Origin of the sequence: Streptomyces sp. H27-H5, from assembly GCF_026627505.1 — a bacterium.
Taxonomy (GTDB): Bacteria; Actinomycetota; Actinomycetes; order Streptomycetales; family Streptomycetaceae; genus Streptomyces.
This window is the reverse complement of sequence record NZ_JAPNLK010000045.1, coordinates 20,681-45,825: the sequence shown is the minus strand read 5'-3', so window position 1 is coordinate 45,825 and position 25,145 is coordinate 20,681. Positions and strand designations below refer to the sequence as shown.

The 25,145-nt window shown below is 71.6% G+C and carries 19 protein-coding genes; 15 read left to right on the top strand and 4 right to left on the bottom strand.

From position 1 onward, the window contains the following. Nucleotide 1: 1 nt before the first annotated feature. From rpmF to mutM, 3 genes are all read left to right on the top strand, one after another. The gene (gene rpmF, locus OTB19_RS22585; protein WP_053675094.1) at nucleotides 2–175 is read left to right on the top strand and encodes a 50S ribosomal protein L32; all 174 of its coding nucleotides are present in this window, start codon (nucleotides 2–4) and stop codon (nucleotides 173–175) included. Between the two features lie 19 nt (nucleotides 176–194). Next, complete coding sequence (gene rnc / locus OTB19_RS22580) at nucleotides 195–1,040, top strand: ribonuclease III (protein ID WP_267800180.1); 846 nt, start codon at nucleotides 195–197, stop codon at nucleotides 1,038–1,040. A 132-nt stretch (nucleotides 1,041–1,172) separates the two neighbouring features. Next, the gene (mutM, locus tag OTB19_RS22575) at nucleotides 1,173–2,033 is read left to right on the top strand and encodes a bifunctional DNA-formamidopyrimidine glycosylase/DNA-(apurinic or apyrimidinic site) lyase (protein ID WP_267800179.1); all 861 of its coding nucleotides are present in this window, start codon (nucleotides 1,173–1,175) and stop codon (nucleotides 2,031–2,033) included. Here the strand turns inward: mutM and OTB19_RS22570 are convergent. Further along, nucleotides 2,006–2,410, bottom strand: a complete 405-nt coding sequence (locus tag OTB19_RS22570; RefSeq protein ID WP_267800178.1) for a winged helix-turn-helix transcriptional regulator — start codon at nucleotides 2,408–2,410, stop codon at nucleotides 2,006–2,008. The genes mutM and OTB19_RS22570 overlap by 28 nt on opposite strands. A 129-nt stretch (nucleotides 2,411–2,539) precedes the next feature. On the opposite strand from OTB19_RS22570, the gene OTB19_RS22565 reads away from it, so the two are divergent. The 5 genes from OTB19_RS22565 to OTB19_RS22545 all read left to right on the top strand — a co-directional run bounded on the left by OTB19_RS22565 (nucleotide 2,540) and on the right by OTB19_RS22545 (nucleotide 10,238). After that, complete coding sequence (locus OTB19_RS22565; RefSeq protein WP_267800177.1) at nucleotides 2,540–3,148, top strand: flavodoxin family protein; 609 nt, start codon at nucleotides 2,540–2,542, stop codon at nucleotides 3,146–3,148. Between the two features lie 572 nt (nucleotides 3,149–3,720). After that, a complete protein-coding gene (locus OTB19_RS22560) occupies nucleotides 3,721–4,002 on the top strand; it encodes an acylphosphatase (protein ID WP_267800176.1) in 282 nt (93 codons plus the stop codon). A 350-nt stretch (nucleotides 4,003–4,352) separates the two neighbouring features. After that, nucleotides 4,353–4,568: a hypothetical protein gene (locus OTB19_RS22555; RefSeq protein ID WP_030227372.1), complete on the top strand. Its 216-nt coding sequence runs from the start codon at nucleotides 4,353–4,355 to the stop codon at nucleotides 4,566–4,568. A gap of 231 nt (nucleotides 4,569–4,799) precedes the next feature. Further along, the gene (locus OTB19_RS22550; protein ID WP_267800175.1) at nucleotides 4,800–8,552 is read left to right on the top strand and encodes an AAA family ATPase; all 3,753 of its coding nucleotides are present in this window, start codon (nucleotides 4,800–4,802) and stop codon (nucleotides 8,550–8,552) included. A 255-nt stretch (nucleotides 8,553–8,807) separates the two neighbouring features. Then, nucleotides 8,808–10,238: a sugar porter family MFS transporter gene (locus OTB19_RS22545; RefSeq protein ID WP_267800174.1), complete on the top strand. Its 1,431-nt coding sequence runs from the start codon at nucleotides 8,808–8,810 to the stop codon at nucleotides 10,236–10,238. A gap of 49 nt (nucleotides 10,239–10,287) precedes the next feature. Here the strand turns inward: OTB19_RS22545 and OTB19_RS22540 are convergent, their stop codons facing one another. After that, entirely contained in the window at nucleotides 10,288–11,274 is a 987-nt protein-coding gene (locus OTB19_RS22540) for an LLM class flavin-dependent oxidoreductase (protein WP_267800173.1), read from the bottom strand. Between the two features lie 62 nt (nucleotides 11,275–11,336). Next, nucleotides 11,337–12,809: a cytosine permease gene (locus OTB19_RS22535; protein ID WP_267800172.1), complete on the bottom strand. Its 1,473-nt coding sequence runs from the start codon at nucleotides 12,807–12,809 to the stop codon at nucleotides 11,337–11,339. 197 nt (nucleotides 12,810–13,006) lie between these two features. On the opposite strand from OTB19_RS22535, the gene ftsY reads away from it, so the two are divergent. Beyond that, nucleotides 13,007–14,221, top strand: coding sequence for a signal recognition particle-docking protein FtsY (gene ftsY, locus OTB19_RS22530; protein WP_267800171.1), 1,215 nt, complete (start codon nucleotides 13,007–13,009; stop codon nucleotides 14,219–14,221). Nucleotides 14,222–14,308: 87 nt separating this feature from the next. On the opposite strand, the gene OTB19_RS22525 is transcribed toward ftsY, so the two are convergent. After that, complete coding sequence (locus tag OTB19_RS22525) at nucleotides 14,309–14,977, bottom strand: bifunctional DNA primase/polymerase (RefSeq protein WP_267800170.1); 669 nt, start codon at nucleotides 14,975–14,977, stop codon at nucleotides 14,309–14,311. A gap of 409 nt (nucleotides 14,978–15,386) precedes the next feature. Here OTB19_RS22525 and OTB19_RS22520 point away from each other — a divergent pair, with 409 nt between their 5' ends. The 6 genes from OTB19_RS22520 to ftsH all read left to right on the top strand — a co-directional run bounded on the left by OTB19_RS22520 (nucleotide 15,387) and on the right by ftsH (nucleotide 25,145). Next, nucleotides 15,387–16,877 (top strand): hypothetical protein, encoded by a 1,491-nt coding sequence (locus tag OTB19_RS22520; protein ID WP_267800169.1) that lies wholly within the window; start codon nucleotides 15,387–15,389, stop codon nucleotides 16,875–16,877. A 291-nt stretch (nucleotides 16,878–17,168) separates the two neighbouring features. After that, nucleotides 17,169–18,506, top strand: a complete 1,338-nt coding sequence (locus tag OTB19_RS22515) for an ammonium transporter (RefSeq protein ID WP_267800168.1) — start codon at nucleotides 17,169–17,171, stop codon at nucleotides 18,504–18,506. After that, entirely contained in the window at nucleotides 18,503–18,841 is a 339-nt protein-coding gene (locus OTB19_RS22510) for a P-II family nitrogen regulator (protein WP_053675124.1), read from the top strand. Before OTB19_RS22515 ends, OTB19_RS22510 begins: the two co-directional genes overlap by 4 nt. Nucleotides 18,842–18,858: 17 nt before the next feature. Continuing rightward, a complete protein-coding gene (locus OTB19_RS22505; RefSeq protein ID WP_267800167.1) occupies nucleotides 18,859–21,285 on the top strand; it encodes a [protein-PII] uridylyltransferase in 2,427 nt (808 codons plus the stop codon). A 218-nt stretch (nucleotides 21,286–21,503) separates the two neighbouring features. Then, a complete protein-coding gene (ffh, locus tag OTB19_RS22500) occupies nucleotides 21,504–23,078 on the top strand; it encodes a signal recognition particle protein (protein ID WP_267800166.1) in 1,575 nt (524 codons plus the stop codon). 150 nt (nucleotides 23,079–23,228) lie between these two features. Then, a complete protein-coding gene (gene ftsH / locus OTB19_RS22495; protein WP_420716889.1) occupies nucleotides 23,229–25,145 on the top strand; it encodes an ATP-dependent zinc metalloprotease FtsH in 1,917 nt (638 codons plus the stop codon).

Here is a 25,145-nt window from a genome sequence, read left to right as displayed (position 1 = left end):
CGTGGCTGTTCCGAAGCGGAAGATGTCGCGCAGCAACACGCGCCACCGCCGGTCGCAGTGGAAGGCTGCGGTCCCCAACCTGGTTTCGTGCGAGCGCTGCCAGGAGCCGAAGCTCCAGCACATTGCGTGCCCGAGCTGCGGCACCTACAACAAGCGCCAGGTTCTCGAGGTCTGAGCGGCTGGTGAGAGGCGCAATGTCTGAGCTGTCCAACGCTGAGAAGCAGGCAGACAGTAACAACGCGGCCTCGTCCCACGTGCTTCTGGAAGGGCGGCTCGGGTACCAACTCGAGACCGCCCTTCTGGTGCGTGCACTGACCCACCGCTCGTACGCGTACGAGAACGGCGGTCTGCCCACCAACGAGCGCCTGGAGTTCCTCGGGGACTCCGTGCTCGGCCTGGTGGTCACGGACACGCTGTACACGACCCACCCCGACCTGCCGGAAGGCCAACTGGCCAAACTGCGGGCCGCTGTGGTCAACTCGCGCGCACTTGCGGAGGTCGGGCGTGGCCTCGAACTCGGCTCCTTCATCCGGCTCGGCCGGGGCGAAGAGGGCACGGGTGGCCGGGACAAGGCCTCCATCCTCGCCGACACCCTTGAAGCGGTGATCGGCGCGGTCTACCTCGATCAGGGCCTCGACGCGGCCTCGGAGCTGGTCCACCGGCTCTTCGACCCGCTCATCGAGAAGTCCTCCAACCTCGGGGCCGGCCTGGACTGGAAGACCAGTCTCCAGGAGCTCACGGCGGCCGAAGGCCTTGGTGTACCGGAATACCTGGTCACCGAGACCGGTCCGGACCACGAGAAGACCTTCACAGCTGCCGCTCGCGTCGGTGGTGTCTCGTACGGCACCGGCACCGGCCGCAGCAAGAAGGAAGCGGAACAGCAGGCGGCCGAGTCCGCGTGGCGCGGGATCCGCGCCGCGGCGGATGAGCGGATCGCGGCGGCAGCCGCTGCCGCAGCCGCTCCGGCAGAGGTCGCGGCTCCGGCCGCGGCCGAGGACGGCGGGGCGCCGACGCCCGTCGAACCGTCGCCGGGCGCCTGACCCTTCCTTCGGGATGTTCCCCGCCCCCGCCCCTCTCCGGAGGGGCGGGGGCGGTCCCGTTCCCGGGCGCCCCGAGGGCGGCCGGTAGGCTCGGCGAAGCGTCCAGACCCGTCGCCCTCCCGGAGGAACACCGTGCCCGAGCTGCCCGAAGTCGAAGTGGTGCGGCGCGGTTTGGAGCGTTGGGTGGCCGGGCGGACCATCGAGTCCGTCGAGGTCCTGCACCCCCGTGCCGTGCGGCGGCACCCGGGCGGCGGCGCCGATTTCGCGGCCCGGCTCACCGGGGAGACCGTCGGGGTGCCGCAGCGGCGCGGGAAGTACCTGTGGCTGCCGCTCGTGGAACGCGACCTGTCGGTGCTGGGCCACCTCGGCATGAGCGGACAGCTGCTGGTGCAGCCGGTCGGCGCTCCCGACGAGAAGCACCTGCGGATCCGCGTGCGCTTCGACGACGCGACCGGCACCGAGCTGCGCTTCGTGGACCAGCGCACCTTTGGCGGGCTGTCCCTGCACGAGAACACCCCCGACGGGCTCCCCGACGTCATCGCGCACATCGCCCGTGACCCGCTGGACCCGCTCTTCCCCGAAGCCGCCTACCACCTCGCGCTGCGCGCCAAGCGGACCACCGTCAAGCGGGCCCTGCTGGACCAGTCGCTCATCAGCGGGGTCGGCAACATCTACGCCGACGAGGCCCTGTGGCGCGCCCGGCTGCACTACGAGCGCCCGACGGCCACGCTCACGCGCCCCCGGAGCGCGGAACTCCTCTCCCACGTCCGTGACGTCATGAACGCCGCGCTCTCCGTCGGCGGGACCAGCTTCGACAGCCTGTACGTGAACGTGAACGGCGAGTCCGGATACTTCGACCGCTCGCTCGACGCGTACGGCCGGGAGGACGAGCCCTGCCGGCGCTGCGGGACCCCGATGCGCCGCCGGCCGTGGATGAACCGGTCGAGCTACTTCTGCCCGCGCTGTCAGAGGCCGCCGCGCGCCTCGTCGTAGGAAGCCCGGGCGGCGAGCACCTGCCGCATGTTGTCCTCCACGGAGTGGATCAGGGCGAGCAGCCGATCGGCGACCTCGTGGCCCAGAGGAGTGAGTTCGTAGTCGACGCGGGGCGGGTTCGTGGGCTGCGCCTCGCGGTGGACTATGCCGTCGCGCTCCAGCGCGTGCAGGGTCTGGGAGAGCATCTTCTCGCTGACGCCGTCCACGCGGCGACGCAGTTCGTTGAAGCGACAGGCGCCGTCGCGCAGGGCGCCCACGGTCAGACTGCCCCAGCGTCCGGTGACGTGCTCCAGGGTTTCCCGGGAAGGGCAGGTGCGGGCGAAGACATCGAAAGGAAGTTCCGATGCGGGCGCGTCCGTGCGAACAGGGGTCTCCATAAGCGCAAGCGTACCCTCGGGTAGCGTTAACTGTCTGCTTGCGCTTTCGAAAAGTTAGTGGTTCTCTTTCTCTCGTCGCCGTCGTGCCACGACGCGACGCATCGAGCACATCCTTGAGGGAGAACCGCCATGTCCGACATCACGCCCGCCCCCGTCGTCTCGGTCGCCTATCACTCGGGATACGGCCACACCGCGGTCGTCGCCGAGGCCGTCCGGGCGGGAGCCGCCGACGCCGGCGCGACCGTCCACCTCGTCAAGGTCGACGAGATCGACGACGCGCAGTGGGCGCTGCTGGACGCGTCGGACGCGATCATCTTCGGCTCCCCGACGTACATGGGCACTGCCTCGGGCGCCTTCCACGTCTTCGCCGAGGCCACCTCGAAGCGCTGGTTCGGGGACGTCTGGCAGGACAAGATCGCCGCGGGCTTCACCAACTCCGGCTCGAAGAGCGGCGACAAGATGCACACGCTGCAGTTCTTCCAGACGCTGGCCGCGCAGCACGCGATGAGCTGGGTCAACCTGGGCCTCAAGCCGGGCTGGAACTCCACCACCGGCTCCGAGTACGACCTGAACCGCCTCGGCTTCTTCTCCGGCGCGGCCGCCCAGACCAACTCCGACCAGGGCCCCGAGGCGGTCCACAAGGCGGACATCGCCACCGCCGAGCACCTCGGCCGGCGCGTCGCCGACCACACCCGCGTGGTCCTGGCGGGTCGCGCCGCCCTCGCCGTCGCGCGGTAGCCGCCGCCCGGTGGTCGCCGGGGTGACGGTCTTTGGGGAGCGGGGCCTCTAGAAGCCGCGTCGGGGACTGCGGCGTCGGCGTCGGCGTGGGAGAGGTCGATGCCGAGGGGGACGGCGACGACGGCCGGGTCGGCGTGGCGCTGCCCGGGGCGGCGGGCGTGGAGGCGCGGCCCCGCAGACCGGCCAGGCCGCCCTGCCCCTGTACCGCGTTCTCGTCACGGGCGGACGGCGATGCCTTGGCCTCCGTCTTCGCGCCGGTGTCCGTCCCGACGTACGGGAAGGAGCCGCCGACCGGGACGATGCCGGTCGTCACGACCGCCGTCGTGCCGAGGACCAGGGCCACCGGGACACCCACGATGCCGATGCGGACGGCGGTGCCGCGCTTGCCGCCGCCGCGGCGCGGCGGAGCGGGGAGTTTGTGGCGTCCCATCGGCGTCGTGCCTTCCTTCAGCGATCCTTCAACGATCAATCTTTGCTCGCCCAAACGGATGAGCTCATTGGAGCGGGACTGTACGCCATGGGACCCGGGGGGCGATGTGCCGCGAATCGGACGCCCCGGTTAGCGTTCGGGCATGGATGAAGAAGTCCGGCTGACCGCATGGGTGCGCGGCCGTGTGCAGGGAGTGGGCTTCCGCTGGTTCACCAGGGCCAATGCTCTGGAGATCGGCGAGGTGGTCGGCTTCGCGCTCAACCTGGACGACGGTCGAGTACAGGTGGTGGCCGAAGGTCAACGTGAGAATTGCCACCGGCTGCTGGACTGGCTGCGCTCGGCCGACACGCCCGGCCGGGTGGACGGGGTGACAGAGATCTGGGGCACACCGCGCGGTGGCTACGAGGGATTCGCGATCCGATGACGGATCGACTGATCATGCACTGATCAGATCTCTGGATGGTCGACACACGGTCGGAACTGCGCATTCGTCGCGGAGCCGTTGCCGTCGGTCGCGATCCGTGGAAGGCTCGGAGACGAGGATGATCTCCGCGCCGCAGGCGAGCGCCGGGCCGCCCGCCGATACGGGGCGTGATCGTGTTGACCGTCAAACTTTTTGGTGAGACGCTGGAAGCCCCGCGCACCTGAGCTGTTTGGCAGTGTTGGCAGTAGTAAGCGCAGTGACTGTCAGTTGCTGCCGGACATCCGCGGGTGCGATTCCCTCACGACCCACACCGCTCTCGGTCGGTCACTCAGTGTGGAGGACCATCCATCATGGCAAAGGCGCTTCTCGGTTACGTCGGCGGTTCCGACCCGCGACTCCTCGCCGAGATGCGACGGCTTCAGCAGCGCGTCCAGGACCTCGAGTCCGAGCTCGGACGAATCCAGTCCGAGAACGACGCACTGAACGCGGCCGCCGCTCAGCACGGAGACTCGCTGCTCGACAGCATCGACCTCGACGTACCCCAGGCGGAGCCTGCGCTCACCTGATCCGCGCTTCACTCGTCGCTCGATTCCAGCACCGTTTGATCTGCAAGGGACGCTCCGGCGTCCCTTCTTTCTTGCACGGCCGGCCCCTCTTCGCACCGCCGGCCCTTCACCCGCCGGCCGTCCCCGCCCGGGCCGCACCCTTGGGCCAGGTGGGGGGTTGATTCCGTTGCCGTCTGATCTGCCCTGCACCTTCATGGGTGAAACCGAACGTGAAAGGTAGAGTCCGGCGGCGTGCACCTCAAGTCCCTGACCCTGCGTGGCTTCAAGTCATTTGCTTCCGCGACCACCTTGCGCTTCGAGCCGGGGATCACCTGTGTCGTCGGCCCGAACGGATCGGGCAAGTCCAACGTGGTGGACGCGCTGTCCTGGGTCATGGGCGAACAAGGGGCCAAGTCCCTGCGCGGCGGCAAGATGGAGGACGTCATCTTCGCCGGCACCACGGGCCGCCCGCCGCTGGGGCGCGCCGAGGTCTCGCTGACCATCGACAACTCCGACGGCGCGCTGCCGATCGAGTACGCCGAGGTCACCATCACGCGGATCATGTTCCGCGGCGGGAGCAGCGAGTACCAGATCAACGGCGACACCTGCCGGTTGCTCGACATCCAGGAGCTGCTCTCCGACTCCGGCATCGGCCGCGAGATGCACGTCATCGTCGGACAGGGTCAACTGGACTCCGTACTGCACGCCGATCCGATGGGCCGCCGCGCCTTCATCGAGGAGGCGGCCGGCGTACTGAAGCACCGCAAGCGCAAGGAGAAGGCGCTGCGGAAGCTCGACGCGATGCAGGCCAACCTCGCGCGCGTACAGGACCTCAACGACGAACTGCGGCGACAGCTCAAGCCGCTCGGGCGCCAGGCGGCGGTGGCCCGGCGGGCCGCCGTGATCCAGGCGGACCTGCGGGACGCGCGACTGCGGCTGCTCGCCGACGACCTGGTCACCCTGACCGGCGCGCTGGACGCGGAGATCGCGGACGAGGCGGCGCTGAAGGAACGCAAGGAGGCGGCCGAGCGGGAGCTGGCGGGCGCGCTGCGACGCGAGGCCGAACTGGAGGAAGCGGTACGGGAACTCGCCCCCCGGCTGCAACGGGCGGGGCAGACCTGGCACGAACTCGCCCAGTCGGCCGAACGGGTGCGCGGAACCGTTTCCCTGGCGCAGGCGCGGGTCAAGAGCGCGTCGGCGCCGCCGGAGGACGAGCGGCGCGGCCGCGATCCCGAGGAGATGGAGCGCGAGGCGGCGCGGATCCGTGAGCGGGAGGCCGAGCTGACGGCCGCTCTGGAGGCGGCCTCGCGGGCGCTGGAGGACACCGTCGAGCACCGGGCGGAGCTGGAGCGTTCCCTGGCCGACGAGGAACGGCGGCTGCGGGACGCGGCGCGGGCCATCGCCGACCGGCGCGAGGGGCTGGCCCGACTGACCGGCCGGCTCGGCGCGGCCCGGTCGAGGGCGGGCGCGGCGCAGGCGGAGATCGAACGGCTGGAGGCGGCGCGCGACGACGCCGAAACCCGTGCGGCACGGGCACAGGCGGAGTACGAGGCGTTGGCCGAGGAGGTCGGGGTCCTCGACGACCCGGCGGTCGAGGGGGAGTACGAGGCGGCGCGGGCCCGGCTGGCGCGATCCGAGGCGGCCCTGTCGGCGGCCCGCGAGGCGCTGACCTCGGCCGAGCGCTCCCGGGCGGCCGTGGCGGCCCGACGGGACGCGTTGGCGCCGGCGCTGCGGCGCAAGGACGGCACGGGAACCCTGCTCGGGGCCCGCGAACGGCTCGACGGGCTGCTCGGCCCGGCGGCCGAACGGGTGACGGTGGCACCGGGGCACGAGGTGGCGGTCGCCGCGGCGTTGGGAGCGGCCGCCGACGCGCTCGCCGTGTCCTCGGCGGGGGCGGCGGCGGAGGCCATCCGGTACCTGCGGGACACGGACGCGGGGCGGGTCACCTTCCTGATCGCCCCGGAGTCCGCGACCGTCGTGCCCGGTCAGGCCGTGGATCCCGGAGGCCGACCGTCGGGCGAGGGGAGCCTGCCGGGCCAGAGCGCCGGCCCGGATGCGCACGCCGCCCAGGCGTCGGCGCCCGCTTCCGCCCCGGCCCCGGCCCCGGTATCCACTCCGGTGTCGGATGGCCTGGTCCCGGCCGCCGCCCACGTGCCCGCTCCGGCCGGCCCGCCGGCCCCGATCGCGGTCGGGGCGCGCACGCCCGGGGTGCCCGCCGGGAGCCTGGTGACGGGGGATCCGGGCGTGGTGCGGGCCGTGGCCTGGGCCCTGCGGGAGTACGTCGTCGTCGCGACCCTGGACGAGGCCGAGGCGCTGGTGGCCGAGCGGGCGGACCTGGTGGCGGTGACCGCCGACGGGGACGTCCTGGGGGCCCATCTCGCGCACGGCGGTTCCGCCGGGGCGCCGAGCCTCATCGAGGTACGGGCCGCCGTGGACGACGCCGCGGCCGAGCTGGCACGGCTGGAGGAGGAGTGCGCCGAGCTGGCCGGCGCCAAGGAGGGCGCCCACACCGACCGGCAGGAGGCGGCCCGGCTCGTCGAGGAGCTGGCCGAGCGGCGCCGGGAAGGCGAGCGGGCCCGGGCCGGGGTCGCGCAGCAGCTGGGCCGGCTCGCCGGACAGGCGAAGGGCGCGGCGGGCGAGGCCGAACGGGGCGTCGCCGCCGCGACCGCGGCGCAGGGCGCGCTGGAGCAGGCGCGCAGTGAGGTGGAGGAGTGCGCGGAACGGCTGGCCGTCGCCGAGGAGATGCCGGTGGACGAGGAGCCGGACACCTCGGCCAGGGACCGGCTCGCCGCCGACGGGGCCAACGCGCGACAGACCGAGATGGAGGCGCGGCTCCAGCTCAGGACCCACGAGGAGCGGGTCAAGGGGCTGGCCGGGCGCGCGGACGGACTCGACCGCGGCGCCAGGGCCGAGCGCGAGGCCAGGACCCGTGCCGAACGGCGCCGGCAGCGGCTGGCCCACGAGGCCGAGGTGGGTCGGGCGGTGGCCGACGGAGCGCGACAGCTCCTGGCCCATCTGGAGGTGTCGATCGGTCGGGCCGAGGCGGAGCGCGCCGGCGCCGAGCAGGCCAAGGGGGTGCGCGAACGGGAGCTCGCCGAGGCCCGCGGCCGGGGTCGCGACATCAAGGGGGAGCTCGACAAGCTGACCGACTCCGTGCACCGGGGAGAGGTCCTCGGAGCCGAGAAGCGGTTGCGGATCGAGCAGGTCGAGGGCCGCGCCTTGGAGGAGTTCGGGGTGGAGGCCGCCGGGCTGGTGGCCGAGTACGGCCCCGACCAGCCGGTGCCGCCGTCGCCGGCCGCCGAGGGCGAGGAGCTGCCGGAGGACCCGGAGCACCCGCGGAACCGGCCGGGACCGTACGTCCGGGCGCAGCAGGAGAAGCGGCTCAAGGCGGCCGAACGCGCCTACCAGCAGTTGGGGAAGGTCAATCCGCTGGCGTTGGAGGAGTTCGCGGCGCTGGAGGAGCGGCACAAGTTCCTCAGCGAGCAACTGGAGGACCTGCGCAAGACCAGGGCCGATCTGCTCCAGGTCGTGAAGGAGGTCGACCAGCGGGTCGAGGAGGTGTTCACCGAGGCCTACCGGGACACGGCGCGTCAGTTCGAGGGGGTGTTCTCGCGGCTGTTCCCCGGCGGCGAGGGTCGGTTGATCCTCACGGACCCCGACAACATGCTGACCACCGGTGTGGACGTCGAGGCGCGCCCCCCGGGCAAGAAGGTCAAGCGGCTGTCGCTGCTGTCCGGCGGCGAGCGTTCGCTGACCGCGGTCGCGTTGCTGGTGTCCATCTTCAAGGCCCGACCCAGTCCGTTCTACGTCATGGACGAGGTCGAGGCGGCCCTGGACGACACCAACCTGCAGCGGCTGATCCGGATCATGGAGGAGCTCCAGGAGAGCTCGCAGCTGATCGTGATCACGCATCAGAAACGCACGATGGAGGTCGCCGATGCCCTGTACGGCGTCTCCATGCAGGGAGATGGAGTCTCCAAAGTGATCAGTCAGAAGCTCCGCTAGAGACCTTCATCGTTCAATAGATGAACTCAAAGCCTTCCTGGTTCACTCGTTCGCTGGCATTCACAGGCAAGAAACGAGTTCTTCATCTTCTATTGACTTCAGGAAGTGAACTCATAAGCTCTCCTCTGTCGCCATGATGTTCAGGTGGTGGTGCACTGTTTGATGTGCGCCACTGGAGGAACACGATCAGGCGACGACACGAGTACCAACACCCCCCACGCTGCCCGCCGTCGGCGCCGGGCCCAGGAGCGCACCTTGACCAGCACAGCGAACGCACCCGCGGCAGGCGGGGGAAGTGCGGACCACCCCGACCACCTCGGGCACGTCATCTTCATCACCGCGGCCGCCGCCATGGGTGGCTTCCTCTTCGGCTACGACAGTTCCGTCATCAACGGCGCCGTCGAGGCCATTCGGGACCGCTTCGACGTCGGCTCCGCGGCGCTCGCCCAGGTGATCGCCGCCGCCCTGATCGGCTGCGCCTTCGGCGCCGCCACCGCCGGCCGCATCGCCGACCGGATCGGCCGCATCCGCTGCATGCAGATCGCGGCCGTCCTCTTCACCGCGAGCGCCCTCGGTTCGGCCCTGCCCTTCGCCCTCTGGGACCTCGCCACCTGGCGCGTCATCGGAGGCTTCGGCATCGGCATGGCCTCCGTGATCGGCCCCGCCTACATCGCCGAGGTCTCCCCGCCCGCGTACCGCGGCCGGCTCGCCTCGTTCCAGCAGGCCGCGATCGTCATCGGCATCGCCGTCTCACAGCTGGTCAACTGGGGCATCCTCAACCTCGCCGACGGCGACCAGCGCGGAGAGATCGGCGGCCTGGAAGCCTGGCAGTGGATGCTGGGCGTCATGGCCATCCCGGCCGTGCTCTACGGCCTGCTGTCCTTCGTCATCCCCGAGTCCCCGCGCTTCCTGGTCTCGGTCGGCCGCATGGAGAAGGCCAAGGTCGTCCTGCGCGAGGTCGAGGGCGACCGCATCGACGCCGACGCCCGCGTCCGCGAGATCGACAACGCCATCCACTCGGAGCACAAGTCGACCTTCAAGGACCTGCTCGGCGGCCGCTTCGGCTTCCTGCCGATCGTCTGGATCGGTATCGGCCTCTCCGTCTTCCAGCAGCTCGTCGGCATCAACGTGATCTTCTACTACAGCTCCTCGCTGTGGCAGTCGGTCGGCATCGACGCGAGCTCCTCGTTCCTGTACTCCTTCGAGACGTCCGTCGTGAACATCATCGGTACGGTGATCGCGATGCTGCTGGTCGACCGGATCGGCCGCAAGCCGCTCGCCCTCATCGGCTCCGTGGGCATGACGCTCTCCCTCTCGCTCGCCGCCTGGGCGTTCTCCTTCCGCTCCGGCAGCGGGGACGACATCACCCTGCCGCACACCCAGGGCTTGGTGGCCCTCTTCGCCGCCAACTTCTTCGTGCTCTTCTTCGCCCTGTCCTGGGGCGTGGTGGTCTGGGTGCTGCTCGGCGAGATGTTCCCGGGCCGCATCCGCGCCGCCGCCCTCGGTGTGGCGGCCGCCGCCCAGTGGATCGCCAACTGGGTCATCACGGTCTCGTTCCCGTCGCTGTCGGACTGGAACCTGTCCGGCGCCTACGTCATCTACGCGTGCTTCGCCCTGCTCTCGATCCCGTTCATCCTCAAGTGGGTGCCGGAGACCAAGGGCAAGGCGTTGGAGGAGATGGGGTAACCACCCCCGCCAACACCCCCTCTCCTTTTCCGACAGGTACTGCCCCCGCTCAGCTCTTGAGCCGGGGCAGTACCTGTTCGCACAGCAACTGCAGGCTGCGCCACCCCTCGTCGACGGGCATCCCGCCGCACAGCGGATGCAGCACCAGGTTGCCCGCCTCGCCGGCGGCGCGGGCGTGGGCGACCGCCTCGTCCGGGGTGAGGATCCGGTACACGCCCTCCGCGCGCAGCTCGGACACCGAATGCGCGCCCGACCGCACGGCGCTGACGATGTCCTTGGACTGCCAGGACGCGTACATCCCGGCCTCGTGCAGGAAGTGCTCGCCGTACTCGGCCCAGGCCCGGTCGGGGTCCTCCGCGATGTGCAGCAACGGCGTCTGCGCGGCGGGCATCATGCAGAAGCCCTCCGTGCCGTGCTCCGCGAGCTGCTCCCGGTAGTACGCCTCCAACTCCGGCAGGTGGGCGCTCGGGAGGAAGGGCAGCCCCAGCCGGGCCGCGCGCCGCGCCGCCGCCCGTGAACTGCCGCCGACCAGCAGCAGCGGGTGCGGCCGGGTGAACGGTCGCGGGGTGACCCGTACGGTCCGGCCGCGGAAGGAGAACGGCTCGCCGGTCCACGCCTTCAACAGGGTCTCCAGCAGCTCGTCCTGGAGCCTGCCGCGCCGGCCCCACTCCACGCCGTGCTGCTCGTACTCCTCGGGCCGGTACCCGATGCCGGCGACGGTGACGAGGCGGCCGCCGCTCAGCAGGTCGAGCACGGCGATGTCCTCGGCCACCTTCAAGGGGTCGTGGAGCGGGCCGATGATCGCGGAGACGGTGACCGCGACGCGGCGGGTGGCGCCGAAGACCGCGGCCGCGAAGAGGAAGGGCGAGGGCATCCAGTTGTTCCCGGTGCCGTGGTGCTCCTCGGTCTGGACGGTGTCGATCCCGCGGTCGTCCGCGTACTTCGCCATCTCCAGCGCGGCCTTGTACCGGGCGGAGAGGGTTTCCGGGGTGCCGTTCGGGTCGACGAGGTTGAAGCGGGCCACGGTGATGGGCATGGAGAAGTCCCCCTACGCCGGATGTGGTGGGCGGGCGAAGGGGGACGTTAGCTGACGTGGCGTCAGTTGCCCAGGGTTCCGGCGGGCACCGGCTCCCCGCTCTCGACCGGGGCGCTCTCCACGACCGCGGTGCGGGGCAGGACGGCGTACAGCACGCCCGACGTGAGGATGCCCGCCACCCAGCCCAGACCGTTCTGCCCGATCCAGGTCGAGGCGAGCGGGCCGCTGAACCAGTCCACCTTGGTGAACAGCAGCCCCACCACCAGGGCCACGCCCCAGGCCGTCATCGCCTGCCAGGCGTAACCGCCCTTGTACCAGTAGGCGCTGCCGGCCGTGGTGTCCAGCAGCGCGCGCCCGTCGTAGGACGTGCGGCGCAGCATGTCCACGCCGAAGACGCCGATCCACGCGGAGAAGGCCACGGCCAGCAGCGTCAGGAAGGAGATGAAGGAGCCGAAGAAGCTGGTCGCGACGACCATCAGCAGGAACCCGAAGACCAGGCTGATGACCGCGTTGACGCTGACGGCCCAGGCGCGCGGGACCTTGATGCCGAGGGTCTGCGCCGTGAAGCCCGCCGAGTACATCGACATCGAGTTGATCAGCAGCATGCCGACCACCGCGATGAGCAGGTACGGGACCGCGATCCAGATCGGCAGCAACTCGCCGATGAAGGAGACCGGGTCCTGGGCGGAAGCCAGGTCGGGGGTGCCGACGGCCATCACCGCGCCCATCAGCACCATGGGCAGGACCACGATCCCCGCGCCGCCGATCGTCGCGCCGACCATGGCCTTCGAGGACGCGGTCCGCGGCAGGTAGCGCGTGAAGTCCGGGCCCGACGGGACCCAGCTGATGCCGCCGGCGGCGATCGTGCCGATGCCCGCGATCATCATCGCGGTGGATCCGGCGGGCTTGTCGAGGACCGCCGCCCAGTCGGTGTCGAACACCAGGTAGCCGAGGACGAGCACGCTGAAAGCGCCGAACAGGTACGTCGACCACTTCGAGCACACGCGCAGCGCGTTGATGCCGAGCCCGGAGACCACGAAGGTGCAGCCCACGAAGAAGAGCAGGGTGACGACGATCAGCGCGGTGTTGCTCTTGATCCCGAAGACCAGGTCGAGGACGGTCAGCACGGCGTAGGCGCCGCTGACCGCGTTGATGGTCTCCCAGCCCCAGCGGGCCACCCAGATCAGCGCGCCGGGGAAGAGGTTGCCGCGCTGCCCGAAGACGGCCCGCGACAGCGCCATGCCCGGCGCCCCGCCGCGCTTGCCGGCGATGGATATCAGGCCGACGATCCCGTACGAGAGGACGGGCGCGGCGATCGCGACGACGAGCACCTGCCAGATGTTGAGCTTGTTGAAGATCACGAGCCCCGCGCCCATGGTCAACAGCAGCACGCTGATGTTGGCGGCGACCCAGGTCGGGACGAGTTCGCGCACCCGGCCGCCTCGCTCGTGGTCCGGTACGGGTTCCAGTCCGCGGGTCTCGACCGCCGTCTCCTGGGCGGTCTCCGTCGCACCGGCAGTGGGCTTGGCAGGCATGCACTACTCCGTGGGGATGTGGGGGGAGTGGTACATCATCGTAGTTTCGCCGCGAAAATCACAAATAAAGGAGTAATGCCCGGCGGGGAGCGCCGAAGGGCTCGTCGGCGAGGGCCGCACCGCATCCGGCCACGCTCCGCGGCGCCGCCCGCGCGGGTCCGCCCGCGCCGCGCGCCGTGGCCGATACTGGTGGGGTTATGGACATCCTCATTCTCGCTGTAGTCATCGCCCTGGTCGCGGTCGGCTTGGTCGGCGGGCTCGTGGTCGGCAGCCGCAAGAAGAAGCAGCTGCCCCCCACGGCACCGCCCGGCCCGCCGACCATCACTGCCCCGCCCGCCGAACCGCAGGTGGGGGAGGACGCCGCCCCCACGGCGGAAGAGCCGCGTCGCACGATCGAGGAGGTGACCCTTCCCGAGGCGGAGGCGGCCACCGATTCCCCGGTCGCCGTCGAGGACCCCGTGGTCGCGGCACCCGAGATCGAGGTGCCCGAGCCCACCGCCGGCCGCCTGGTCCGGCTGCGCGCACGGCTCTCCCGTTCGCAGAACTCGCTCGGCAAGGGACTGCTCACGCTGCTCTCCCGCGAGCACCTCGACGAGGACACCTGGGAGGAGATCGAAGAGACCCTCCTGATCGCCGACGTCGGCGTCGTGCCGACCCAGGAACTGGTGGACCGGCTCCGCGAGCGGGTCAAGGTGCTCGGCACCCGCACCCCCGCCGACCTGCGCACCCTCCTGAAGGAGGAGCTGCTGACCCTGGTCGGCACCGACTTCGACCGCGCCGTCAAGACCGAGAGCGGCGTCGACACCCCGGCCGTCGTGATGGTCGTCGGCGTCAACGGCACCGGCAAGACCACCACCACCGGCAAGCTGGCCCGCGTCCTCGTCGCCGACGGCCGCAGCGTCGTGCTCGGCGCGGCGGACACCTTCCGTGCCGCCGCCGCCGACCAGCTCCAGACCTGGGGGGACCGGGTCGGCGCCCGCACCGTGCGCGGCCCCGAGGGCGGCGACCCGGCGTCGATCGCCTACGACGCGGTCAAGGAGGGCATCGCCGAGGGCGCGGACGTCGTGCTGATCGACACCGCCGGCCGGCTGCACACCAAGACCGGGCTCATGGACGAGCTCGGCAAGGTCAAGCGCGTCGTGGAGAAGCACGGCCCGCTGGACGAGGTCCTGCTCGTGCTGGACGCCACCACCGGCCAGAACGGCCTGACCCAGGCGCGCGTCTTCGCCGAGGTGGTGGACATCACCGGCATCGTGCTGACCAAGCTCGACGGCACCGCCAAGGGCGGCATCGTCGTCGCCGTCCAGCGCGAGCTGGGCGTCCCGGTCAAGCTCATCGGTCTCGGCGAGGGACCGGACGACCTGGCCCCCTTCGAGCCGGAGGCGTTCGTGGACGCCCTGATCGGCGACTGAGCGACCCGCTCCGCGGCCCCGCCGCCCTACGCGTGCCAGTGCCCCCGCATCCGACCGGATGCGGGGGCACTGGCACGCGTACGGCCTTCAGCGCCGCAGGCGGTGGCAGATGTACGCGAGCGTCCCCAGCAGCAGCCGGGCCTGCGGCGGCCCGCCCACGCAGTCGAGCGCGGGCGGCCGAAGCCAGCCGGTCGGGCCGAGCCCCGCGCGGTCGGAGGGCGGGGCGGTGAGGAAGGCGCCGTGGCCCAGGGCCCGCAGGTCGAGATCGGCGTCGTCCCAGCCCATCCGGTACAGCAACTGCGGCAGCTCGGCCGCGGCCCCGGGGGCGACGAAGAACTGGGCCCGGTCGTCCGGGGTGACGGTGACCGGGCCCAGCGGGAGCCCCATCCGCTCCAGTCGGACCAGCGCGCGCCGCCCGGCCTCCGCGGAGACCTCGATGACGTCGAAGAACCGACCGACGGGGAGCATGATCGCGGCGCCGGGGTACTCGCCCCAGATCTCGGTGACCTCGCCGAGGGTGGCGCCCGCCGGGACGGTGGGTGCGAAGTCCAGCGGATGCGCCCCGGGCGCACCGCAATTCGTATGACCGCAGGAACACTCGGCGGCGGGAGCCGCCGCCCGGGCGCCGGGGACCGTCTCCCAGCCCCACAGGCCGGTGTACTCCGCCACCGTCGTGCACTCCGAGGTCCTGCCGCGGCGCCGAGCGCCGGAACGGAACTCCTTGGTGCCGCGGCTGCCGCCGATCGTGAAGCCCATGCCCATGCCCCCTCCAACGGGTCGAACGCGTCGGTGGTTACGACGTCGGCGAGACCTCCTGTCGGCCGGCCCCGGGAGCCGCTCCGGGAGGGGGTCGCCCGGCGCACTCCTCGCCGCGCGCGCCCCCAGTGCACTCCCGTCCAACCATTCCGTTTCGCCTGCCTGTCAAGTGAATCGCGCCTGGCCGGTGGCGAGTTCATACGCAGGGGTGGCGAATGGTGGCGTTTCTGGAATCGACCTCGCGGTGCGGGTGATCGTAGGATTACTTTCGGTACACGAGCCCGGAGGGCAGACCCGTTCGTGGGTATGCCGGAGGCAAAGCGTGAAGGACCTGTGAAGGCGCCCGGTCGCGCCTGCGCTCCGAGCCAGGGTTTCGTGATGAGGATGCTGAACGGATGGGGGCGTTCCTGTGAGCGGCAACGGCGCAAGCGGAACGAGCGAGTCGTCGGAGGCTGCCGATCGCAATGAGCAGCTGACCTCCTGGTTCGTCCGCAGTGGCTGGTCCAAGGGCGAGCTGGCCCGACAGGTCAACCGCCGGGCCCGCCAGATGGGCGCCCACCACATCAGCACCGACACCTCGCGGGTACGCCGCTGGCTCGACGGCGAGCAACCCCGCGAACCCGTTCCTCGGATCCTCTCGGAGCTGTTCTCCGAGCGCTTCGGCTCCGTCGTCGCCATCGAGCAGCTCGGCCTGCGCACCGCCCACCAGACCCCCTCCGTGTCCGGCGTGGACCTGCCCTGGGCCGGCCCGCAGACCGTGGAGCTGCTCAGCGAGTTCTCCCGCAGCGACCTGATGCTGGCGCGCCGGGGCTTCCTGGGGACCTCGCTCGCCCTCAGCGCGGGCCCCGCGCTCATCGAACCCATGCAGCGCTGGCTCGTCCCCACCCCGACCGCCGACCCCGGATCGCGTACCGAGGGCGGTTCCGCGGGCGGCCACCGGCCGCCCCGGCTGTCCGAACCGGAACTCGACCTGCTCGAAGCCACCACCGTGATGTTCCGCCAGTGGGACGCCCAGTGCGGTGGCGGGCTGCGCCGCAAGGCCGTGGTGGGCCAGCTGCACGAGGTCACCGACCTGCTCCAGGAGAACCACCCCGCCCCGATCATGAAGCGGCTCTTCAAGGTCGCGGCCGAGCTCGCCGAGCTCGCCGGCTGGATGAGCTACGACATCGGCCTGCACCCCACCGCGCAGAAGTACTTCGTCCTGGCCCTGCACGCCGCCAAGGAGGGCGGGGACAAGCCGCTCGGCTCGTACATCCTCTCCGGCATGAGCCGCCAGATGATCCACCTCGGGCGTCCCGAGGACGCCCTGGAACTCATCCACCTCGCGCAGTACGGCAGCCGCGACTGCGCCGGACCCCGGACCCAGGCCATGCTGTATGCGATGGAGGCCCGCGCCTACGCCAACATGGGCCAGCCCAGCCGCTGCAAGCGCGCCGTGCGGATGGCCGAGGACACCTTCTCCGACGTCGCCTTCGACGGCGAGCCCGAGCCCGACTGGATCCGCTTCTTCTCCGAGGCCGAGCTGAACGGCGAGAACTCCCACTCGTACCGGGACCTGGCCTACGTCGCGGGCCGCAGCCCCACCTACGCCTCCCTCGCCGAACCGGTCATGGCACGGGCCGTGGAGCTGTTCGCCAGGGACGACGAACACCAGCGCTCGTACGCCCTGAACCTCGTCGGGATGGCCACCGTCCACCTGCTCCGGCGCGAGCCCGAGCAGGCGGCCGGCCTCGTCGACCAGGCCCTGGACGTGGCGCGAAAGGTGCGGTCCGAACGGGTGAACACGCGACTCCGCAAGACCGTCGACCAGGCCGCGCGTGAGTACGGCGACGTCGCCGAGGTGGTCCGGCTGACGGACGTCCTCGCCGCCCGGCTCCCCGAGGCCGCGGAGGCCGTCTGACGGCCCTGACGGCCGTCCCCCAGGCGCCGGCCGCGGCAGCGGACCCCGTGAAGCCCGATCAGGCTCCCCCAGCCAGGTCTCCCGGGTCACCGCCGCGGCCGGTTTCGCGCTTCCGCTCGTTCATGGAGGCGTAACACGCACGACCTCTTCGTCATCGGCGTGAAACACGCAGCGGCGCCGCCGGAAACCGGCCTGCGCGAATCTCAGGGCCAATAACCGGCCAGCCCCTTAACGCCGCTCAGGTTTTCACGATCGCCCGCACGCGAACGTACCGACGACGAGGAGACGCCGATGGCATCAGCCATCACGACCCTCGCGGCAGACGCCCCGACGCTGTCTGCCGCGAACACCGGGTTCATGCTCATCTGCTCCGCCCTGGTCATGCTGATGACCCCGGGACTCGCCTTCTTCTACGGAGGCATGGTCCGCGTCAAGAGCAGTCTCAACATGCTGATGATGAGCTTCATCAGCCTCGGGATCGTCACGATCCTCTGGGTCCTCTACGGATTCAGCCTCGCCTTCGGCACCGACGCCGGCTCGCTCATCGGCTGGTCCTCCGACTACGTCGGCCTCAGCGGCATCGGGATCACCGAGCTGTGGGACGGCTACACCATCCCGGTGTACGTCTTCGCCGTCTTCCAGCTGATGTTCGCCGTCATCACCCCCGCCCTGATCAGCGGCGCCCTCGCCGACCGCGTCAAGTTCAGCGCCTGGGCCCTCTTCACCGCCCTGTGGGTCACCGTCGTCTACTTCCCCGTCGCCCACTGGGTGTGGGGCGCGGGCGGCTGGCTCTTCGAACTCGGCGTCATCGACTTCGCCGGCGGCACCGCCGTCCACATCAACGCGGGCGCCGCGGCCCTCGGCGTCATCCTGGTCATCGGCAAGCGCGTCGGCTTCAAGAAGGACCCGATGCGCCCGCACAGCCTCCCCCTCGTGATGCTCGGCGCAGGCCTCCTGTGGTTCGGCTGGTTCGGCTTCAACGCGGGCTCCTGGCTCGGCAACGACGACGGCGTCGGCGCGGTCATGTTCGTCAACACGCAGGTCGCCACCGCCGCCGCCATGCTCGCCTGGCTCGCCTACGAGAAGCTGCGCCACGGCTCCTTCACCACCCTCGGCGCCGCCTCCGGCGCCGTCGCGGGCCTCGTCGCCATCACCCCGTCGGGCGGCGCCGTCTCCCCGCTCGGCGCGATCGCCGTCGGGGCCATCGCCGGCGGGCTGTGCGCCATGGCCGTGGGCCTGAAGTACAAGTTCGGCTACGACGACTCCCTCGACGTGGTCGGCGTCCACCTCGTCGGCGGCATCGTCGGCTCCCTGCTCGTCGGATTCTTCGCCACCGGCGGGGTCCAGTCCGACGTGGCCGGCCTCTTCTACGGCGGCGGCCTGGAGCAACTCGGCAAGCAGGCCATCGGAGTCTTCTCGGTCCTGGCCTACTCTCTCGTGGCGTCCGCGATCCTCGCCTTCCTCCTCGACAAGACGATCGGAATGCGGGTCACCGAGGACGTCGAGGTCTCCGGCATCGACCAGGTCGAGCACGCCGAGACCGCATACGACTTCAGCGGAGCCGGCGGCGGAGCCTCGCGCGGAACCGCCACCCCCGCTGCCGCCGCGACCAAGAAGGTTGACGCATGAAGCTGATCACCGCGATCGTCAAGCCCCACCGGCTCGACGAGATCAAGGAAGCCCTCCAGCGCTTCGGGGTGCAGGGACTCACGGTCTCCGAGGCCAGCGGGTACGGCCGCCAGCGCGGCCACACGGAGGTCTACCGCGGCGCCGAGTACACCGTGGACCTCGTACCGAAGATCCGCATCGAGGTGGTCGTCGAGGACGACGCGGCCGACGACGTGATGAATGTGCTCGTCACCGCGGCCCACACCGGCAAGATCGGTGACGGCAAGGTGTGGAGCGTCCCCGTGGACTCGATCATCCGGGTCCGCACCGGCGAGCGCGGCGCTGACGCGCTCTAGGCGACGGGAGACCCTGGGTGACGAGTGTGGACGCGACCACGACCGAACCGGCCGACTCGGGACCCAGCGGTTACGCCGCGGCCCGGCTGCGACTCCTCCGGGAGGAGTCGCGGTCCGGGCCTTCCCGGCGTTCCGCCCTGGCCGCCCTGACCGACGACTGGCTGCGGGCCCTCTTCGCCCGAGCCGTGCGGGAGACCGGCGTACGAGGCGCCTCGCTGGTCGCCGTCGGCGGCTACGGGCGCGCCGAACTCTCCCCCCGCAGCGACCTCGACCTGCTGCTCCTGCACGACGGCAAGGCCGACGCCCGCGCGCTCGGCGCGCTGGCCGACCGCCTCTGGTACCCCGTGTGGGACCTCGGCGTGGCCCTCGACCACTCCGTACGGACCCCCGCGGAGGCCCGCAAGACCGCCGCCGAGGACCTCAAGGTCCACCTCGGACTGCTCGACTCCCGCCCCGTCGCCGGTGACGCCGGACTCCTCGCCGGGCTGCGCACCTCCGTCCTGGCCGACTGGCGCAACCAGGCCGTCAAACGGCTCCCGCAACTGCACAGCCTTTGCCGCGAGCGCGCCGACCGGGCCGGCGAGCTGCGCTTCCTGCTCGAACCCGACCTCAAGGAGGCCCGCGGCGGCCTGCGCGACATCACCGCGCTGCGGGCCGTCGCCGCGTCCTGGCTCGCCGACGCCCCCCGCGAGGGACTCGCCGAGGCCCGACGCACGCTGCTGGACACGCGCGACGCCCTGCACCTGGTGACCGGCCGGGCCACCGACCGGCTCTCCCTCCAGGAACAGGACCAGGTCGCCGAACGGCTCGGACTGCTCGACGCCGACGCCCTGCTGCGCGAGGTGTACGAGGCCGCGCGGGTCGTCGCGTACGCCGGAGACGTCACCTGGCGCGAGGTCGGGCGGGTGCTGCGCGCCCGTTCCGCCCGCCCCCGCCTGCGCGGGCTGCTGGGGAGCCGGGGCCCGGCCGAGTCGGCGCGCGCCCCGCTGGCCGAAGGGGTCGTGGAATCCGACGGCGAGGCCGTGCTGGCGCTGGCCGCGCGCCCCGAACGGGACCCGGTGCTCGCGCTGCGGCTCGGCGCGGCCGCCGCACAGGCCGGCCTGCCCGTGTCCCCGCACTCCGTACGCCGGCTCGCGGCGCAGGCGAAACCCCTGCCCGTGCCCTGGCCCGCCGAGGCCCGCGAACAACTCCTGACGCTCCTCGGCGCGGGGGAGCCCACGATCGGTGTCTGGGAGGCCCTCGAAGCGGAAGGGCTGATCACGCGGCTGCTGCCCGACTGGGAACGCGTCCGGTGCCGGCCACAACGCAACCCCGTGCACACCTGGACCGTGGACCGGCACCTGGTCGAGACCGCCGTCCGCGCCTCCGAGATGACCCGCCGGGTGAGCCGCCCCGACCTGCTGCTGATGGCCGCGCTGCTGCACGACATCGGCAAGGGCTGGCCCGGGGACCACTCCGTCGCCGGCGAGACCATCGCCCGCGACGTGGCCACCCGCGTGGGCTTCGACGCGCGGGACACCGCCGTCCTCGGCGTCCTCGTCCGCAACCACCTGCTGCTCATCGACACCGCGACCCGGCGCGACCTCGACGACCCCGCCACCGTGCGCTCCGTCGCGGAGGCGGTCGGGTCCACCGGCACCCTGGAACTGCTGCACGCGCTCACCGAGGCCGACGCCCTCGCCACCGGGCCGGCCGCCTGGAGCGCCTGGCGCGGTTCCCTGGTGGCCGACCTCGTCGCCCGCGTCGCGGCCGTCCTGCGCGGCGCGCCGCCCGCCGCCACCGAACCGGAGATCCCCTCCACGGAACAGGAACGCCTCGCGGTGGAGGCGCTGCGCACCGGGGAACCGGTGCTCGCGCTGCACGCCCGCCAGGAGGAGGACGCCGTCGGCGTCGAACTCGTCGTCGCCCTCCCCGACCAGCCCGGGGTCCTCCCCGCCGCGGCCGGCGTACTGGCCCTGCACCGGCTGACCGTACGGGCCGCCGACCTGCGCTCCCTGGAACTGCCCGACCTGCCCGGGGAGGTACTGGTGCTGCGCTGGCGGGTCGCCGCCGAGTACGGGTCCCTGCCCGAGACGGCACGGCTGCGGACCGACCTGATCCGGGCGCTGGACGGCTCCCTGGACGTCCCGGCGAAACTGGCCGAGCGCGAGTCGGCCTACCCCCGGCGGCGCGGAGTGGTCCCGCCCCCGCCCCGGGTCAGCGTGATCCCCGACGTCTCCTCGCTGGCCACGGTGCTGGAGGTGCGCGCACCCGACGCGGTCGGGCTGCTGCACCGGATCGGGCGGGCACTGGAGTCCGCGGGGGTCCGCGTCCGCAGCGCCCACGTCTCCACGCTCGGCGCCAACGCGGTGGACTCCCTGTACGTCGTCGACGCCGACGGCAAGCCGCTGCCGCCGGCCCCGGCGGCGGCGCTGGCCGCCGAGGTGGCGGCGGCGCTGCGCTGACACCGCCTCGCCGCCACCCTCGCCCGACCCCTCGCCCGAGCCCTTCGCGGGCCCCGGCGGGGGTCGCGCGGCGCCGCCGATCGAGCGCATCGCCCCTGCTCCCCGCCCGTGCGCCGGCGGGACCCCGGCCGCTTGGGACGGCCGGGGGCACATCCGTCCCGAGGCCCGATACCCTGGGGGGCGACCACACGCCCCCGACCTGAGGAATCGCGACCACCGTGTTCGATACGCTTTCCGACCGCCTTGCCTCGACTTTCAAGTCCCTCAGGGGCAAAGGTCGCCTCTCCGAGCAGGACATCGACGCTGCGGCGCGGGAAATCCGTATCGCCCTCCTCGAGGCCGACGTCGCCCTCCCGGTCGTCCGCTCCTTCATCGCGAACGTCAAGGAGCGCGCCCGCGGCGAAGAGGTCTCCAAGGCCCTGAACCCGGGCCAGCAGGTCCTCAAGATCGTCAACGACGAGCTGGTCTCCATCCTCGGTGGCGAGACCCGACGGCTGCGCTTCGCCAAGGCCGCCCCGACGGTGATCATGCTCGCCGGTCTCCAGGGTGCCGGTAAGACCACCCTCGCCGGAAAGCTCGGCCTGTGGCTGAAGGGGCAGGGCCACGCCCCGCTCCTCGTGGCGTGTGACCTCCAGCGCCCCAACGCCGTCAACCAGCTCTCCGTGGTGGCCGAGCGCGCGGGCGTCGCCGTCTACGCGCCGCAGCCCGGAAACGGCGTCGGTGACCCGGTCCAGGTCGCCAAGGACTCGATCGAGTACGCCCGTACCAAGCAGTACGACGTGGTCGTCGTCGACACCGCCGGTCGCCTCGGCATCGACCAGGAGCTGATGCAGCAGGCCGCGGACATCCGCGACGCCGTCAGCCCCGACGAGATCCTCTTCGTCGTCGACGCCATGATCGGCCAGGACGCGGTCAACACCGCGGAGGCCTTCCGCGACGGCGTCGGCTTCGACGGCGTCGTGCTCTCCAAGCTCGACGGCGACGCCCGAGGCGGTGCCGCGCTCTCCATCGCGCACGTCACCGGCAAGCAGATCATGTTCGCCTCGAACGGCGAGAAGCTCGACGAGTTCGACGCCTTCCACCCCGACCGCATGGCGGGTCGGATCCTCGACATGGGTGACATGCTCACCCTGATCGAGCAGGCCGAGAAGACGTTCAGCCAGGCCGAGGCCGAGAAGATGGCGGCCAAGCTGGCGAAGGGCCCGAAGGAGTTCACGCTCGACGACTTCCTGGCCCAGATGGAGCAGGTCCGCAAGATGGGCTCCATCTCCAAGCTCCTCGGCATGCTGCCCGGCATGGGCCAGATCAAGGACCAGATCAACAACATCGACGAGCGCGACGTGGACCGCATGGCGGCGATCATCAAGTCGATGACCCCGGCCGAGCGCCAGGACCCGCACCTCATCAACGGCTCGCGCCGCGCCCGCATCGCCAAGGGCTCCGGCGCCGAGGTCAGCGCCGTGAAGTCGCTGGTCGAGCGCTTCTTCGAGGCCCGCAAGATGATGTCCCGCATGGCCCAGGGCGGCGGGATGCCCGGCATGCCCGGCATCCCCGGGATGGGTGGCGGCCCCGGCCGGCAGAAGAAGCAGGTCAAGCAGGCCAAGGGCAAGCGCAAGAGCGGCAACCCGATGAAGCGCAAGGAAGAGGAGGCCGCGGCCGCGGCCCGGCGCGAGCAGGGTCCGCAGGCGGGCGAGCCGGCCGCCGGTGGCAACCCGTTCGGTCTCCCGGCCGGCGGCGCCCAGCCCGGCCAGGACTTCGACCTCCCGGACGAGTTCAAGAAGTTCATGAAGTGACCGCCTGACGGCACCGCGCGACGCGTACGAGGAGGGCCCCGGCCGGGGATGCGGCCGGGGCCCTCCCGCGTACACGGCACCCGGCCGTCGAGGCGCAATGATCAGGTATGTCGCTTATCGTCGGGCGGGAGGACGGCAGAAGGAGGCCCCGTGCCCAACCCCACCCCCGTACCGCCGCGCGACCGGGCCGACACCCCCTGGCGCTCCGAGGGCGCCCCGCCCACCCCGCCGCCGCCCAAGAGGGGGATGCCCGGCGGTTGGCGCGGGCTGATCCTCACCGCGCTGATCCTCTTCCTGCTGACCAACCTCGTGCTGTCGTTCTTCAACGAGGGCGACGAGCCGACGATCTCGTACACGGAGTTCAGCAAGCAGGTCGCCGACGGCAACGTCTCGAAGATCTACTCCAAGGGCGACGCCATCCAGGGGCAGCTGAAGAACAAGCAACCCGCCCCCGACGGCGACTACACGAAGTTCGTCACCCAGCGGCCCGCCTTCGCCGACGACCAACTGTGGTCGAACCTCACCGCCAAGGGCGTCACCGTCACCGCCTCCCCGGTCGTCGAACAGCGCAGCTTCCTCGCCAACCTGCTGATCTCCCTCGCCCCCATCCTCCTGCTCGTCGTCCTGTGGATGTTCATCGCCCGACGGATGGGCTCGGCCATGGGCGGCATGGGAGGGCTCGGCCGCAAGGCGCCGCCCAAGCCCGTGGAACTGGAGACCGGCGCCAAACGCACCACCTTCGACGACGTGGCCGGCATCGACGAGGTCGAGGGCGAACTGAACGACGTCGTCGACTTCCTCAAGAACCCGCAGGAGTACCGCAAGCTGGGCGCCCGCATGCCCGGCGGGGTCCTCCTCGCCGGCCTCCCCGGCACCGGCAAGACCCTGCTGGCCCGCGCCGTCGCGGGCGAGGCCGGGGTGCCCTTCTTCTCCGCCTCCGCCTCCGAGTTCATCGAGATGATCGTCGGCGTCGGCGCCTCCCGGGTACGGGAACTCTTCTCCGAGGCCCGCAAGGTGGCCCCCGCGATCATCTTCATCGACGAGATCGACACCATCGGCCGGGCGCGCGGCGGCGGCGCCGCCATGGGCGGCCACGACGAGCGCGAACAGACCCTCAACCAGATCCTCACCGAGATGGACGGCTTCTCCGGCTCGGAGGGGGTCGTCGTCCTCGCCGCCACCAACCGCGCCGATGTCCTCGACCCCGCCCTGACCCGCCCCGGCCGGTTCGACCGCACCGTCGTCGTCTCCCCGCCCGACAAGGCCGGCCGGGAGGCGATCCTGCGCATCCACACCCGCGACATCCCGCTCGCGCCCGGCGTGGACCTCGCCCAGGTGGCCCGGACGACCCCGGGCATGACCGGCGCCGAACTGGCCAACCTGGCCAACGAGGCCGCCCTGCTGGCGGTCAAGCGCCGACAGGACGCGGTCACCCAGGCCGACCTGTCCGACGCACTGGAGAAGGTCCAACTCGGCGCCGAACGCCCCCTGGTCATGCCCGACGAGGAGCGCCGCCGCACCGCCTACCACGAGAGCGGCCACGCCCTCCTGGGCATGCTCCAGCCGGGCGCCGACCCCGTACGGAAGATCACCATCGTGCCGCGCGGCCGGGCACTCGGCGTCACCCTCTCGACCCCGGACGCCGACCGGTACGCCTACACGGAGGAGTACCTCCGGGGCCGCGTCATCGGCGCGCTCGGCGGAATGGCCGCCGAGCAGGTGGTGTACGCGGTCATCACCACGGGCGCGGAGAACGACCTGGAGCAGGTCACCAACATCGTCCGCGGCATGGTGGGCCGTTGGGGCATGAGCGAGCGGATCGGCCGGCTCACCGCGATCCCGGCGGACGCGCAAAGCCCCTACGGTCTCCTCGCCGCGCCCGCCACCCTCGACGCCGTCGACCACGAGATGCGACGGATCGTCGACGAGTGCTACGAGGACGCCTGCCGACTGCTGCGCGAGAACCGCGACAAGCTGGACGCGCTCGCCGAGGCGCTGCTCGCGAACGAGACCCTGGACGAGCCCGCCGCCTACGCCGCGGCGGGCATCGCGCGCCTCCACAAGTAG

Bases quoted from the DNA above. Each gene is read 5' to 3' on its own strand.
- OTB19_RS22510 (WP_053675124.1), top strand. From the start codon at position 18,503: ATGAAGCTGATCACCGCGATCGTCAAGCCCCACCGGCTCGACGAGATC.
- OTB19_RS22515 (WP_267800168.1), top strand. From the start codon at position 17,169: ATGGCATCAGCCATCACGACCCTCGCGGCAGACGCCCCGACGCTGTCT.
- OTB19_RS22565 (WP_267800177.1), top strand. From the start codon at position 2,540: ATGTCCGACATCACGCCCGCCCCCGTCGTCTCGGTCGCCTATCACTCG.
- OTB19_RS22535 (WP_267800172.1), bottom strand. From the start codon at position 12,809: ATGCCTGCCAAGCCCACTGCCGGTGCGACGGAGACCGCCCAGGAGACG.
- OTB19_RS22540 (WP_267800173.1), bottom strand. From the start codon at position 11,274: ATGCCCATCACCGTGGCCCGCTTCAACCTCGTCGACCCGAACGGCACC.
- rnc (WP_267800180.1), top strand. From the start codon at position 195: ATGTCTGAGCTGTCCAACGCTGAGAAGCAGGCAGACAGTAACAACGCG.
- OTB19_RS22560 (WP_267800176.1), top strand. From the start codon at position 3,721: ATGGATGAAGAAGTCCGGCTGACCGCATGGGTGCGCGGCCGTGTGCAG.
- ftsY (WP_267800171.1), top strand. From the start codon at position 13,007: ATGGACATCCTCATTCTCGCTGTAGTCATCGCCCTGGTCGCGGTCGGC.
- OTB19_RS22570 (WP_267800178.1), bottom strand. From the start codon at position 2,410: ATGGAGACCCCTGTTCGCACGGACGCGCCCGCATCGGAACTTCCTTTC.
- OTB19_RS22525 (WP_267800170.1), bottom strand. From the start codon at position 14,977: ATGGGCTTCACGATCGGCGGCAGCCGCGGCACCAAGGAGTTCCGTTCC.
- OTB19_RS22555 (WP_030227372.1), top strand. From the start codon at position 4,353: ATGGCAAAGGCGCTTCTCGGTTACGTCGGCGGTTCCGACCCGCGACTC.